The organism is Psychrobacter sp. NG27 (assembly GCF_016106655.1).
Classification (GTDB): domain Bacteria; phylum Pseudomonadota; class Gammaproteobacteria; order Pseudomonadales; family Moraxellaceae; genus Psychrobacter.
Map to the genome: position 1 here is coordinate 22,739 of NZ_JADGIN010000003.1, position 14,890 is coordinate 37,628.

Below are 14,890 nucleotides of genomic sequence, written 5' to 3' on the forward strand. Positions count from 1 at the left end.
TTAAAAGACATCCAGTGATGAGTCTATAGGTTTAACTGGTGGCATTTGTACTGGGACGTTAGTCACTGAAGCCTGCTGACCGGGTGTTCTACTATCAGGAGAAGACGCAGCTTTTAGTACGACAGTTGAAGCCCATCTTATATAGTCGACCAATTGTGCTGAATTATTAGCTACTAAAGGCTGAATCTCACTATGGCCAATAAATTGTTGTAAAACATCTAAATCTGCACCTGCACCAATAGCGATAGATAGCTTTACAGCTTTTTTACCCCATGGTAATTTCATAATCTCATTCAGACCGCTTCTAAAGTCATCGGTTGGACAGCCATCAGATAATAAGACTAAAACAGGTGGTAAGGCACGATCTCCCATTTTATCTGTTTCAAGCTCTTTAGCAACTAACTTTAGGGCAGCCCCCATCGAAGTGACACCACCAATAGATAAGTCGATCCAGTTAAAAGTTTCTACTGGTGTTGGTGTTTCAATATGCCATTTAGCGCTACTATCAAAGCTGACTGCTCTACATAATATTTCAGCATTAGGGTTTTCGTCTGCTACGCTTCTCATAGCAGGCAAAGCTTCTTTAATTGCAAAATTGAGAGAATTTATTTTATCGCCATGCATTGAGCCAGAACAATCTGCAATCCAAATAAAGTGTAATGGGCGAGTCGCTAGTGCTTCTCCCGGTCGTTTAATTACATTAACCATATTATTTCCAGACTATAGTGTAAAAATGATATAAAAAGTCTACATAAGTTAATACTTTAAATACATTCTGTCAATAAAGAAATACATACATGTGTTGAGAGAGGTTCTCGCCTCATCTCTTTAGAATTAATGGATGAACTGTGTTTTTGGTCCCATAATTTGAGCTATTATATTAAATGCGAAAGTATGGGATTATTAGAAAAAACTATTGGAGTTTTATGATGTGGTGCAGAAATAAATAAACCAACATATGAACCGCCCCGACTATATCGGAGGGAGTTTCCTAAAAAGTGTGTAACTGCTTATAATCCAATAACCGGAGAATAAGCAATGACTACTCAATCTGACATTAAAAAACTGGCTGAGCAAATGGCCAGCAGCATGAACAGCTTCGATGATATCAAAGACTTTCAAAAGCAGCTCATGCAGTCGTTTATCGACACTGCCCTTGAAGCTGAGATGGAAGACCATCTCGGCTATCCCAAGCATGAAAAGGCAGACAAGCCAAATAAGCGTAATGGGCACACTAAAAAGACCGTCCGCAGTGACACAGGCGATCTTGAGATATCTACCCCAAGAGACCGCAATAGCAGCTTTGAGCCTGTGCTGGTCAGTAAGCATCAAAGTCGTATTAGTGGCCTTGATGATAAAATAATCATGTTTTATGCCAAGGGTCAAACCACCACGGAAATTGTAGAAACCATCAAAGACATCTACGACGTTGATATATCAAGCTCTCTTGTCTCAAGAGTCACTGACAACATCTTAGAGGACATCACCGCCTGGCAGAACCGGCCACTGAGTAGTGTTTATCCTATCGTCTACTTAGACTGCATCGTCGTGAAGATACGTCAAGACAAGCAGATCATCAACAAGGCTATCTATCTGGCGCTAGGTGTTGCTCTTAACGGTAAAAAAGAGCTGCTTGGTATGTGGCTATCAGAGAATGAGGGCGCTAAGTTCTGGCTGGGCGTACTCACTGAACTACAAAACCGTGGAGTACAAGATATCCTCATTGCCTGTGTCGATGGTTTGAAGGGCTTCCCTGATGCCATTAACACCGTCTACCCCAACGCTCAGGTCCAGCTGTGTATCGTACACATGGTGCGCTATTCGATGAAGTTTGTACCTTGGACGGATAAAAAGGCAGTAGCCGCTGATTTAAAGGCCATCTATGGTGCTGATACGCTTGAGATAGCAGAGGCTAACCTTGAGCATTTCGATGAGGTGTGGGGTGATAAGTATCCGCATGTGGTCAAGTCTTGGCGTAATAACTGGGAGGGCTTAACGGTGTTCTTCGAGTATCCTAAAGACATCAGAAAAGCCATATATACCACCAATGCGATAGAATCACTGAACAGTGTGATTCGGACGGCGGTGAATAAGCGTAAGGTGTTCCCATCTGATCAGGCAGCACTCAAGGTGGTGTACTTAGCCACCCAGCAAGCATCCAAAAAATGGTCGATGCCCATTCGTAACTGGACGTCTGCTCTTAATCGTTTTATGATTATGTTTGATGACCGTATCAGCAGGCATTTAATCTAAATGGCAGTTACACAGAATCTGGGATGGGCTCATATCGGAGGTTGATTTACTTGAGTCAGGCAGCCTCATCTAACAGATTAAGATTATTATATAGTCAGTCTAGAATAAAAGAGATACAACCCATATCATGAAACAGTTTTGGTAAATTATTTTCCATCCATCCTTGGCGTAGAAATTTTGCCTGTGCCCACTTTTTCTCGATGGGATTTAGATCAGGACTGTACGGCGGTAACCAAAGAATACGATGATCATGTCTATTAAGTAATTTTCGAATGCATTTGTTCTTGTGAAATCTAGCATTATCCATAACTATCAAGCATTTAGTCTTTAGTCTTTAGTCTTTAGTCTTTAGTCTTTAGTCTTTAGTCTTTAGTCTTTAGTCTTTAGTCTTTAGTCTTTAGTCTTTAGTCTTTAGTCTTTAGTCTTTAGTCTTTAGTCTTTAGTCTTTAGTCTTTAGGCTTAGGAGCAACGTGTGTTTGCACCAGCGATAAAATATACTGCTGTTAATATTTTGCTCAAAGTAATCAAGCGCAAACAATATTTTTTCATAGAGCGCACCAATAACGTTAGTTCGCTTTTTTGCTTGCCAGTTATAGCGATCAATACAAGGTTTACCGGTGGGTGCATAGCCGTAAGGACGAATGGTTTCTGCCTCAAAGCCACTTCCGTCCATATACACAATGGGATAGTCTCGCTGCTTAAAGCTATCAAGCTTGCTTTGATATATCGCTCTTTTTATTGGACACACTTTTGGATGCCCCAAGGTCTTTTTTTTTCACTAATTCCAAGGCGCTTCAAGGCAATCTCAATACCCGATTTACTGCAGCCTAGACGCTGCGCTTGCTCGTACATATAATCATCTAGATGTTGAGCGACGTCTTTGAGAAGAGCCTCATTCGGTATTTCACTTGGTGGCTTATCCCAAGTTTTCTTAATACTTGGGTTTTTTAACCAACGCTGTAGTGCGGTTTTGCTAACATTATAGAAAGTACAAGCTTGACGAATGCTCATGTCTTTGTTTTGGACACTTTTGATCACTTGCGCTCGAAAGTCTGCTGAATAGGTCATGTATTCTTCTGCCGTGTCGCTTATTTTAAAAGCATTGTATCTTATCTATAAAAGATGGATTATACGTTGAAGAAGGACCCGATGTATCACTAAGGATCTGAAACTATTAGTGATATCATTTAATACATCAAGCCTAAGTATAATGAGAAGCGATTAGTAAAGCACTGCTTTGCAGCGACATAAGACAAGAGCGATGCTCGCAGTGGGAGTAGGATTCAAAAGGATTTAGGCTATAAGATGTCAAGACGGATGTAGTTTGATTGTTATAGTCAAGTTGGTTGAGTAAAATCTCCTAAGTCAGTTCCTAAGGATTTGACAGTAGGGGGAGGATTGACAATATAGTAAAGCTATCAAACAATAATAAAAAATGGCATATAGCATCCACTTCTTATTATTGTTCTGTACCTGTAAATTCGCTGAATCAAAACCTTAAAAGCAGTATCTATTAAGCATTGTTAATAGTGTTATGAATGTGCTGAAATAAAATCTGCAATATATCTATTAACGATTTCTGGCTGCTCAAGTGCTACCGAATGGCCAGCCTTTGGAATCACGAACATTTGGCCTTCTGCTACTGTTTTAGTAATATTTTCTGACAGAGGTACTTCATACGCATGATCCTGTTCGCCTGCCAATACTAGCGTAGGTACTTTGCACCCTTTAAGATCATCTAATATGCCAGTGCGATGAATAACGCCATTAGCACTGCGCGCGATGTCCAGTCCTAGTTTTAGCATATGATCACGCCAGTACTCACGCTCGCTTGCTCGAGAGGTATCTGCCAAATAGTCATCGCCAAACATGATATACATAAGCGTATCGATAAATGGTTCAGTACCTTGTGCACCTAAGCCTTCAACCAAAGGCGAAAAATCGGCCAGTTTGTATTCAAGCTCACCGCTAGATCCAAGTACAATACAACCTTTTAGCAAGTCTGGGCGGCGAGCGGCTAAACGTAGCGCAATAAACCCGCCCATAGAATTGCCAGCAAAAAAGCAAGGTCCTAGATCGAGTTCTTCAATTAATGCTATAGCATCGTTGGTGTGCGTATCCATATCAACGCTTTTCAATTCTGATCGGGCACTTTGCCCTTGATCCCGATCATCATAGCTCACCACTCGAATGGTTTTAGATAGATGCTCTATTTGATGCGCGAACATTTTATGATCAAAAAATAGCGAGTGACTTAGTACCAAAACCGGGGCGTTTTTAGGGCCATTGTCACTATAAAATAGGGTAGTTCCATTAACGTTAATATTTGGCATGATCTTCTTCCTTGTGTAAACACTATTGATCTTTATGACTCTTATAATAAACAGAATGTGATATTTACCTTAATCTTTTAACTTTAATGCTTTTATCAGAATTTCTGAGTCATTGAAAGCGTTGAATTGTGAGCGTAACGGTTGCTAGATAGTTTACTAATACGATGGTTTTTAGCTCTTAGATATGCGTACAGATACTTAACATTATAGCGCTGTTTGATTTTAATATAAGTTGATTTGACAGTATGAAACGCCCCAGGCTTTTCATATTCTCTCAGAATACTCGAAGTGGGAATAGAATGCAGAAGAGTTTTAGCTATAAAATGCCAAGACAAGTGTGGTTTGATTATTATCGTTAGCCTGTGTAAGTAAAATATCCCAAGTTAATAACTACGAGATTGACAGCATAGGTCAAACCTCCTCGGGGCGGTTCAGCTCCGCTTATCGTTAGTTAAAGTAATTTGATAAATAGAGTATTAATCTATTCAATAAATATACTTCTGGAAATTTACTATGATAGCTAGCAAGAATTTTGTTTAAATTGGGAATTAAATATGAAGAAGTTTGAAGAAATATGTTTATCTGTCATTGATGATATTAAGTCTGGTAGAAAGAAAGTGGGGGATAAAATACCTTCAATCCGAGCTATGTCAAAAAAATATAATGTGTCCAAGAACACAGTAGTGAATGCATATAGTGTTTTACTAGAACAACATTGGATCAAGGCGCTTTCTAAGTCAGGGTTTTACGTTGGCGAAGATTTATCCAATAAGCAAGTGAATAGTACGATGTTAAATTTGACTACTTTTCATAATGGAGTCGATTTATTAGAACAACAGCTTATCAACGAGTACAACCATAAACCTGGTGAAGGAAGGTATCCCAGAGAGTATATGGATAGGCTAAATCTCGAAAGCTACTTAGGGTACTCAAATGATGGAGATAAACCGCTATATCTTGATCATGGCTATGGTGATCCAGCTGGAAATGGCATGCTCCGGGGGTTTATTACTGACATACTCAAAAATCGTGCCCTTAGCATTGAACCTCAGAATCTATTAATGACATATGGGACCAACCACAGTTTAGATTTGATCATCAGACACTTTTTAATCAAAGGCGATCATGTCATCGTAGAGTCTCCTGGATATTACCCATTATTTAGTAAGCTTGAATTAAATAAAATTAATATGAAGGCTATCAAAAGAACTAAATTTGGTTTGGATGTTAATAATTTAGAGTCAATAATTCAGAAACATCATCCTAAAATATTATTTTTGCAGCCCTTCGCTCATAATCCGACCGGAACAGATTTGACGTTAGAAAACATGCAATCTATTAAGTCATTATGTATAAAGCATAATGTACTTATTGTTGAAGATGATCCTTTTTTATTAATCAGAGATAAAGATGCCAGCTACTTCTTCAGTGAGGACTATCCTGTTATTTATTTAAGTAGCTTTTCAAAGACTGTATCAGCTTCGCTAAGATGTGGTTTTATAGCAGCTTCTAAGCCCGTAATTGAATCACTTACACGGTTAAAAATGATTACGATTATTAACACGTCTTCGATCACTGAAAATATTCTCAATCATTTGATAAGCAGTAACACTTTACATAGTCATCTACAAGCCCTTAAAAGTCTCTCATATGAGAAATCGGCAAATGCCACAACAGTCTTGAGTAAGATCGATGGACTAAGGCTTTATCCTCACAATCCTAGTGGCCATTTTCTATGGTTTCGTATCCCAATGGATGACAAAAAAGTGGTTAACTACGCAAAAACTAACAATATTTTTATTGCACCAGGCAATCTTTTCTTTCCTTGTGATAGTACGTACTTTGCATTAAGAATAAATAAATTCTATATAGATGAGATAACTATCAAATTTATTGAAACAGAAATATTCAACAGACTCTAGAGTTTTTATATCTAATTTTTTCATTTCTCCATATATTTCTTTTTTAAATCAACCACACTTCCTAATGCAGCAAAGCGCTGTGAAAATAGGTACAGTTTTACCTGGAAAAGTATTTCTGTACCCTTGGAAGAAGTCCCTACCCATGGTATTTCTATAATAGCTAACTTCAGCAGTTCTGCTGGGGGGAGTCTGAGGGCTTGGGTAATTAAATGTGCTATGACAGTTTCTGCTTTTATCTTCTGTAGAGTACAAATTAAACACTTTTTGGCTCTCCTTCAAGGAATCACTTTACAGGACGTATACCAATGGGAAAATCAACCGCTTCTTCAAGAATCACTAGTTTTTATAAACTTGAACACCAGCAGCGTTTAGACAAAATCGCTGAATTTTTGGGCGAAAACATTTTTAATCAAGATCACTTTCTAGACACAGGCAATACCGATTTTCAGATTGTTGACAATATGATTGAGAATGCCATTGGGACCATGAATATACCCATTGGCTTGGCGACTAACATGATCGTCGATGGTAAGGATAAACTGATTCCTATGGCAACAGAGGAGTCATCAGTGGTGGCGGCTGTTTGTAATGCGGCAAGACAGTGCCGAGACACTGGTGGCTTTTATACCTATACCTCTGAGCATATCATGATTGGCCAGGTTCAATTGATCAATGTCATTAACCCCATGATTACTAAACAAATCATTCTTGAAAATGAAGATGAGATTAAAAATATTTGTAATGAAGTGGATCCGCTTTTGGTTCAGTTGAAAGGTGGATTCAAAGGAATGGAAATAAGAATTTTAGATGATGGTCATGAATATAATGTCATTGTTCATATCTTTGTAGATACCTGTGATGCTATGGGCGCAAATGCCGTCAATTCTATGGTTGAAGCCTTATCACCTGTGTTGGAGCGTTGGACGAATGCCAAAGCCAACATGAGAATTTTATCAAATCTTGCAGACAAACGATTGTCTATGGCAAGAGCAACGTGGCGTACTGAGGATATAGGAGGCGAAGCTGTAAGAGATGCTATGTTATCCGCTTTTAGATTCGCAGATTCAGACCCTTATCGGGCAGCCACTCACAATAAAGGTATTATGAACGGCATATCAGCTGTGATTCTTGCGACAGGAAATGATACACGGGCGATAGAAGCAGGTGCACACGCTTATGCTTGCCAGACAGGGCGCTACCGCAGTTTATCTAGCTGGGGCGTTGATAAGGATGGTAACTTATGCGGCACTTTAGAGCTGCCCATGGCTGTCGGGTTGATTGGTGGCGCGACTAAAGTGCATCCCACTGCCCAGCAAAATTTAAAGATTCTCGATATTGATTCTGCTGATGATTTGGCTCGTATTACCTGTGCAGTTGGACTGGCACAAAACTTTGCAGCAATGAAAGCATTAGTGACCACAGGTATTCAAAAAGGTCATATGTCATTGCATGCAAAAAATATCGCTGTGATGGCAGGTGCTAAAGCAAATGAAGTCAATAAAGTCACCGAATTATTGGTTAAAGGCGGCAAAATACGTATAGATGTGGCTGAAGAAATTTTAGCCAATTTACGTCATTAAATTGCGTAGAAAAATAAAGCTAAAAAGTCTAAGTTAAAAAGCTTAAATCAGTACAAGTACAAGTACAAGTATAAGTATAAGTATAAGTATTTAGTATGGCGTCAAGGATGATGCTGAATCCTAGACAGTGATTCTATAAGAGAAATAATGACAAGGATGAATATAAATATGGAACATTCAAATAGTAATTTGGTAGAAGTATGGGGAGACACGGTTGACTTTAGGTCAATGCTATTCTCTATTGTAATAGGAAGTGTTGTGAGTACAGGGACTTTTTTATTGGCCAAATTTTTTATGTCCTCTGTATCTGGAGATGCAACCCTTCTCAACGGTTATGCGATGCTGATTGGTCTGGGAGGTTGTTTACTCTCAGGCTTTATTTGTTCAGTCATATTTAAACCTGCAAGGACCGTCATCTCAAGTCAGGAAGACAATAGTGAAAGTGTTAAAGCATTCATTGTTGAATTGATAAAGGACGATTCAAATTATACCAGTGTCAATGAGCTGCCATCTGAAGTTAAAAAAGAGCTTGAATTATTGCAATTGATGTCAGTATTTCAGGAAGCTGAAGTAATAGCGAAGAAAAATAATAATTAATATATGTTATCTAGTTAGATAAGCACTTACGTCAGAACAATGTCTGACACAGACTTCAAGGAAGAAGGTAATGTTACATGAAATTTTGATTCAGTTTTGGCCAGCGCTTATGTATGGTATAGCGGGTGCTATTATTTTTTCGTTGATTGGTATGGTATCAGGAACGGACGAGACAGCGACAATGGTGCCTCTTACCTTAATGGTGATAATCATTGGGGCACCTCCTGCAGCGGTTTTCACATTTTGGATGGCGGGGGCAGTTTCTAAACACATGACTCATGCCATACCAACGGCGCTTCTAGGTATACCGGGTGATACGATGGCGACTCCTATGCTAGAGGAGGCAGATCTCTTAAGGAAATTGGGCATACCACACATCGCCCTCAAAAAGATGATCTCTAGCTCAATCATATCGGCTTTTATTGCGGTCGTTGCTGCAGTTGGTTTTGCCCTGATTTTAGCGCCTTTTGGCGATATTATTACCAAGTTTGCACCATGGATATTTCTAATAGCCGCTATATCCATTGCATATTTCTCAAAAGGTAAGTGGGCCTCTGTACTTTTACTCATTCCCTTTGTGACGTTCATCTTAGCTTTAAAAGCATTTACAGCACAACACGATACTAGTCTAGGTGTGACATATTTTTTAGCTATTGCCATTGGTCCTCTAATAGCAGACTTGTTTACAGTTATGGGTCCTGCAGGTAGAAAAGCTCAATTTAGAGAAAAAAAGAATGAGGTTCAAGTCGCACCAGATTTAAAGTTGTGGCAGGGTTATTTTCCCAATCCATTTAAAATTCTGAATAAGACACAGATTAAGTTTACGGTTATAACTTCCTTAATATCTAGTGCTACTTTCGTATTTAGTCCTGTGGCTATGACTGTGATATTGGGAGAGTTTGTGGGTTCACGTATCAAAAATACGTATCATAGATTGACGACGGTATTATCTTCTAAAAATGGTGTTACTGAGTCGACTTATATTGCTGAAGCACTGATTCCACTAATCGCTTTTGGTCTACCACTCAGTCCAGTTGCTGCTGGCCCTGCTGCTCCTTTATTTAATGCACCGCCTGTTTTTAATGTGGAGACAGCTGAAGTAGCGGGTAATAACCTGCATCATCTACTGAGCCCGATGGATTTCCTTTTTTACGGGCTCTTGTCTGTGATACTTGCCGCTATTATTGCTTATCCTTTTTCAATGAACTACGCTAGAAATGCAGCTTTATTCGTAGTGAAAAAAATAAGTCATGAAGCTATTATTGCAACCTTTATTGGATTAATTTTAGTCATTAGTATATGGGAAGGCGGATTAGTAGGAGTGTTTACCGTACTAGGATTGGGTCTATTGGGTGGTCTCTTATCAAAGCACTTCTCGTTTAACACAGGCTGTCAGTTCATGGGTTATTACGTTGCTGTGTTATCAATACCTGCGATCATTTAACACTTAAAGATTTATAAGCACAAAAAAGGACATAACGATGATGTTGTGTCCTTTTTTATGCTTATAGATTCTTCAAGACTATTTAAAATTACTGCATCGGATAACATATATATTGATTATTAAAATAAAGTTGACTACTATTGTTTATTAAATTTAGCGATATCTATTGGCTATTTTTTAGAGATGTATTTGTGGATTATAAATAGCGTTTATACCTTACGACGAGATTGAAATGAAAAAAAACAATAGAAAAGTGGCAATGATATTGGGTCTATGTGCAGCATTTGGCGCAGGTAGTGCAACCGCTGGCTTACAAGCCTTTGAGTTGGAGAATACGGAGCAACCTCAGTGTGGCTACAAAGATGCCGGAGAAAAAGTCATCGTACCTGCAAAATATTATAGCTGCGGTGGCTTCTCTGAAGGCATGGCTCGTGTCGCAATCATGAAAATGGGTATGGTCAAAGGCTATGACGGCGGTGAGGACTACGAAGACTATCTGTACTGGCAAGGCTATATTAACGAAACGGGCAAATTAGTCATACCTGTTGAGCATCAAGCACCGATGACTGGTGGATATTACATTGATTTTCGAGATTTCCAAGAAGGTATGGTAGCCGCATATAAAGACGGTAAATATGGCTATATGAATAAGTCAGGGAAAATGACCATACCTTACTTATATCAGAGTGCTGGTGATTTCAATGATGGGCTGGCAGTGGTCAGTAAGGACGATAAATTTGGAGCAATTGATAAAACAGGTAAAACAGTCGTGCCATTTAAATTTAATTGGCTAGATGACTATTCAGAAGGGTTGGCCAGATATAACACGTCTACATTGGGTGATGAAGATAGCAAAACAGGCTTTGTGGATACCACTGGCAAAACCGTGATAGCAGCCAAATGGGATGAGGCAATGGAGTTTTCAGAAGGATTGTCTGCTGTCAAGATTGGAGATTATAGAAGTGGTAAATGGGGCGTCATCGATAAAACAGGTAAGGTCATTGTTTCACCAAAATATGACATGGCTTATATAGAGCCAATGGGGGATGCGGTAGATGTCGATGGCGGCCGCTATGAAAATGGAAAGCTCGATGTTTATAACCTAAATACCAAAGGTGCTAATGCTTATGATGAGGGCTATGACAGTATCACGCGCTATACGCTAGACCACCAAGGTAAAGTGCTCTCCAAAAAAACCTATACAGATTGGAGTGAGATAGATCAAGAACGCTATCCGCAAAACGATCAGTAACTTCTAAAATATATCATCAAAGATGCATATTTACTGAGATCTAAAAGTGAGCCACATAGAAAAATAACAGTACTCAATCTATTTAAATTTATAGGAAAAATCTCATGTTCAAAAAGACAAGCCTACTATTAGCAGCATCGATAATTATCTTAGGTCTATCCTCTACGGCTAATGCAGCACCTAAAACGAAATATGGTGTCACAGTGGTTGAGTGTGATTTTGATTATGAGGACGAGAAATTTTGCACAGACAGTCGTTTGAAAAGCTATGCAACCGTTATGAAAGAACGTAAGCCTAACTTCAATGGTAATCAGATTATCTATATCTTTGACACCAATATCACAGGGTACGTCAACAAAAAGCCCTATCGTTTGGTTGTGATAGATCCTGCTAAGAAGACAGTAGTGCCTTTTGGTTATTCATTATCAGCGGCAACTGGATCAAATGGTAAGCCAATAATTGTTAACAAGAAAGGTGATACGATTGATTTTGATTTTAGTATCAAATCTAACCGCTTTTGTTTTTCTGGTGATATCTATGCTTATAGAATGTCTGACAGCTATGTAGATCAACCTTTTTGCTTTAAATACGATAAAGCTCAAAAAGATATGATGAGAGAGTATTAAAACTTATTGTCCTCAAATAATGTATAGAAGGTGATGAGCGAAACGTTCATCGCCTTTTTATTTATAGAAAGCAACTCTGTATTACTCTCATGCTATTTAAGTGATTTTATAATCGAACCTAGAAAATAAAATTATATGTAGTCAGATATACTAACCTTTATGATAAATATATAGGTTTGATCTATCACGTGCGGTTTGGTATTTATCGATAACATGATGTATCTGACAGGCTTTTATCCAGTAAACGATCATATCGATGATAAGGAGTTGTTAAAAGCGCATCGCAATTTTGCAGTTAACCGTATTACCCAAGCTAGCGTCATAAATAAGTTAATACCTGAATGGGTAGGTCGCGACGTCTTTATATTAGATAACTTACAGAAGCTGAGCAAGCTAGAGTTTGGTAAAAATATTGAAACCAACTTGGTTTTAAAAGTACAGAAATATGCCTGTCAGCATCTTTATGAGCGTCCATTATCGATAGATCAGCAAATTACTATTATTGATGACAATTGGAATAAAGTCAGCGCTACGGTTGCTCATACTACTCGTCTGCAAGATTGGCTGGTAAGTATGTCGCAATTATCCGTCGTCATTGAACCATTAGAGCTAAAGACAGTTATTCTTGAGCGCCTAGAAAGTGGGATGCAGCTTTATAACCGTAATTAATGATTTCACTTTAAAGAGGAGCCGAGTATGACAGTAGATAGTATTTTTAAAAATAAACAGACTATAAAAAACGATATCAACGAAGAACGTAATAATGAGCTTCAAATAGAGCCCATACCTTTATCTACTTTATATAGGCCACAATCAGATAGCTACCTCTTGTCTGAGGTTGGGTTTATTGTTATCGAAGATGGCTGGAATGAGCAGTCACTGCTAGCGTTAAAACAACAAGTCGGTTGCACATTGTTTGCGCTACAAACCACAGATAAGCAAATTGATAGGTTCGAGATTATAGACGGGATCATTATTTGCAAAGCTGATGAAGTCGGGCAGGTAAAGACCGTGTTTGAATCAGTATTATCTGATCGTAATAAGGTTGGTATAGATGTTAATGATATCAAAAAATCTTGCGGGGCTGAAAAGCCTGCCAATTTTATACAGGTTAGGGCAACGGACATAGCAGGTTCAGAACAAATAAAGAGTACCGTTAATCATCTGCTCAATCAAATTCCTGAAGGGCTTAGCACCCAGTATATGATGCTTGGTATTGAAAGCGATCATAAGCTATCTCTTGATGAGTTTTTTAGTGTCACAACTGCTGTTGAAAGTCGGATTTCTGATAATTCAGAAGTGTTTTACGGCAATAGGGTGATTGATAGACCTGACCATTGCTGGATGGGAGCGATATATGTAGCAGGCTAGCGTGGCAGATAGGCAAACGCTCATTAATTAAATCGCAAGGAGTGTGAAAAATGACAACAATGGATAAAGATTTGTTTGATGATTTTATCCAAGCTCAAGATACTATTTATTCAAAAGTGATTGAAGAGCTAACCCAAGGTCATAAGCGTACGCATTGGATGTGGTTTATCTTTCCACAGGTGAAAGGGTTAGGGCACAGTAGAATGGCTCGACGATTTGCAATAGATAGTTTGGAGCAAGCGAAAGCGTATTTACAGCATGAGGTGCTTGGAGCACGGTTAATAGAGTACGCTGAATTACTGCTGTTACATCCTGACAAAAATGCTTTAGATATCTTTGGTTCACCGGACAATCTGAAGCTGCAATCTTCGCTAACGTTATTTGCTTTTGCCGCTGGTAACAAGTGTTTATTTGAGAAGCTTTTATACCAGTTCTTCGCTGGCAGTCACGATATAAACACTATCAAGATGCTAAAGCAAATCAATGACCAGCAGTATAAGTGAATAAAACCGAATGAGATTTAACTAGTGCTAAAGTTTGATACTTCTAACTACATCAAAAGTCATTAATTCTCAGTGAGTATAGCGATGAAATACCATATGGACGAATCGTATATAGATAACACACCTAATGCATTCCTCTACCAACGAATTATGGATCGTTACCCTAAGTCTGCTATTGGTTGTTTTATTATCAGCGAGGATTGGGATGAGCAGGCGCTACTAGAGCTAAAAGAGAAGTCAGAGGCTCGGTTCTTAGTGGGATTGCAAATAGATGATATGGATTTTGATCGCTTAGATATTATAGAGGGCATTGTTAGGTGTCAGACTGAAGACGTAAATCAAGTAGTTAAGTTATTGAATATCAGTCCACGTGGCTTAATAGGTATAGATGTTATCGATATTAAAAGCTTATTCGAAAGAGAAAAATCATATAAATTTATTCAAACTCATATAACAGATGGATTTGAAACAGATATGGCAAAAAAAGCAGCTAATGAGATCGTTAGTCAGCTCCCTAAAAATCCTAATATAAAAGGGCTATTGTTAGGTATAGAGAGTAGCGAAAGTCCTTCATTAGATAATACTGCTTATATAATAGATTTTATTGAAAAGAGTATTATGGCCGATGACTTATATACGTACTACTGCACAAGTATGGGCGATGAGCCTAACTCTTTTCGATTAAGGGCAATGTATGCTGAGGAAGAATAAACTTGCATTGCATTTAGGAAGCTCTCAGAAGGATTAAAAAACTCAAGCTGTCTTATTTTTTCGATCAAGCCTAGTATGTATCAACTGTTGTTCTATAGCGGATGTACACTCCACTAAAATCCTGGTTTAGCCTAGACTTATAGTGGATTAGCTTTTCATCAAGTAGACAATTTGGTGATGCATCAGAAAGCATGTCGATTAGGTTTTGAAAAAATATTGAGGTCTTTTTAGAATTAGAGAGCTTAGCCTAGGTTTTTATTTACTTTTGTCGCTAGCATACCTGCAGAGCATTACCGAT

Annotated in this window: 14 protein-coding genes and 1 pseudogene; 11 read left to right on the top strand and 4 right to left on the bottom strand. The window is 38.5% G+C overall.

The window, feature by feature from the left end; genetic code table 11:
* Nucleotides 1-708 carry a vWA domain-containing protein gene (locus IP485_RS06205; RefSeq protein WP_198326503.1) on the bottom strand — a complete coding sequence of 236 codons (708 nt, stop codon included), beginning with the start codon at nucleotides 706-708 and terminating at the stop codon, nucleotides 1-3.
* A 330-nt stretch (nucleotides 709-1,038) separates the two neighbouring features.
* Between IP485_RS06205 and IP485_RS06210 the strand changes: the two genes are divergently transcribed.
* Nucleotides 1,039-2,253, top strand: coding sequence for an IS256 family transposase (locus tag IP485_RS06210; RefSeq protein WP_198326504.1), 1,215 nt, complete (start codon nucleotides 1,039-1,041; stop codon nucleotides 2,251-2,253).
* 94 nt (nucleotides 2,254-2,347) lie between these two features.
* Here IP485_RS06210 and IP485_RS13775 read toward each other — a convergent pair.
* From IP485_RS13775 to IP485_RS06230, 3 genes and pseudogenes are all read right to left on the bottom strand, one after another.
* Nucleotides 2,348-2,926, bottom strand: a pseudogene (locus IP485_RS13775) (transposase).
* Nucleotides 2,927-2,988: 62 nt separating this feature from the next.
* On the bottom strand, nucleotides 2,989-3,321 hold the full coding sequence (locus tag IP485_RS06225) for an IS630 transposase-related protein (protein ID WP_198326506.1): 333 nt from the start codon (nucleotides 3,319-3,321) through the stop codon (nucleotides 2,989-2,991).
* 464 nt (nucleotides 3,322-3,785) lie between these two features.
* Nucleotides 3,786-4,586 (bottom strand): alpha/beta fold hydrolase, encoded by an 801-nt coding sequence (locus tag IP485_RS06230; protein WP_198326507.1) that lies wholly within the window; start codon nucleotides 4,584-4,586, stop codon nucleotides 3,786-3,788.
* A 554-nt stretch (nucleotides 4,587-5,140) separates the two neighbouring features.
* Between IP485_RS06230 and IP485_RS06235 the strand changes: the two genes are divergently transcribed.
* The 10 genes from IP485_RS06235 to IP485_RS06280 all read left to right on the top strand — a co-directional run bounded on the left by IP485_RS06235 (nucleotide 5,141) and on the right by IP485_RS06280 (nucleotide 14,592).
* Nucleotides 5,141-6,508, top strand: a complete 1,368-nt coding sequence (locus IP485_RS06235; RefSeq protein WP_198326508.1) for a PLP-dependent aminotransferase family protein — start codon at nucleotides 5,141-5,143, stop codon at nucleotides 6,506-6,508.
* Nucleotides 6,509-6,813: 305 nt separating this feature from the next.
* Nucleotides 6,814-8,088 (top strand): hydroxymethylglutaryl-CoA reductase, degradative, encoded by a 1,275-nt coding sequence (locus tag IP485_RS06240; RefSeq protein WP_198326509.1) that lies wholly within the window; start codon nucleotides 6,814-6,816, stop codon nucleotides 8,086-8,088.
* Nucleotides 8,089-8,256: 168 nt separating this feature from the next.
* Nucleotides 8,257-8,685 (top strand): hypothetical protein, encoded by a 429-nt coding sequence (locus tag IP485_RS06245; protein ID WP_198326510.1) that lies wholly within the window; start codon nucleotides 8,257-8,259, stop codon nucleotides 8,683-8,685.
* 70 nt (nucleotides 8,686-8,755) lie between these two features.
* Nucleotides 8,756-10,129 carry a tripartite tricarboxylate transporter permease gene (locus tag IP485_RS06250; RefSeq protein WP_198326511.1) on the top strand — a complete coding sequence of 458 codons (1,374 nt, stop codon included), beginning with the start codon at nucleotides 8,756-8,758 and terminating at the stop codon, nucleotides 10,127-10,129.
* Between the two features lie 232 nt (nucleotides 10,130-10,361).
* On the top strand, nucleotides 10,362-11,381 hold the full coding sequence (locus IP485_RS06255) for a WG repeat-containing protein (protein ID WP_227686450.1): 1,020 nt from the start codon (nucleotides 10,362-10,364) through the stop codon (nucleotides 11,379-11,381).
* A gap of 104 nt (nucleotides 11,382-11,485) precedes the next feature.
* Nucleotides 11,486-12,007: a hypothetical protein gene (locus tag IP485_RS06260; protein ID WP_198326512.1), complete on the top strand. Its 522-nt coding sequence runs from the start codon at nucleotides 11,486-11,488 to the stop codon at nucleotides 12,005-12,007.
* A 195-nt stretch (nucleotides 12,008-12,202) separates the two neighbouring features.
* Nucleotides 12,203-12,676 (top strand): WYL domain-containing protein, encoded by a 474-nt coding sequence (locus IP485_RS06265; RefSeq protein WP_227686451.1) that lies wholly within the window; start codon nucleotides 12,203-12,205, stop codon nucleotides 12,674-12,676.
* Nucleotides 12,677-12,703: 27 nt separating this feature from the next.
* A complete protein-coding gene (locus IP485_RS06270; protein ID WP_198326513.1) occupies nucleotides 12,704-13,378 on the top strand; it encodes a hypothetical protein in 675 nt (224 codons plus the stop codon).
* 50 nt (nucleotides 13,379-13,428) lie between these two features.
* Nucleotides 13,429-13,881, top strand: a complete 453-nt coding sequence (locus tag IP485_RS06275) for a DUF1810 domain-containing protein (RefSeq protein WP_198326514.1) — start codon at nucleotides 13,429-13,431, stop codon at nucleotides 13,879-13,881.
* Nucleotides 13,882-13,965: 84 nt separating this feature from the next.
* A complete protein-coding gene (locus IP485_RS06280) occupies nucleotides 13,966-14,592 on the top strand; it encodes a hypothetical protein (RefSeq protein ID WP_198326515.1) in 627 nt (208 codons plus the stop codon).
* Nucleotides 14,593-14,890 lie beyond the last annotated feature (298 nt).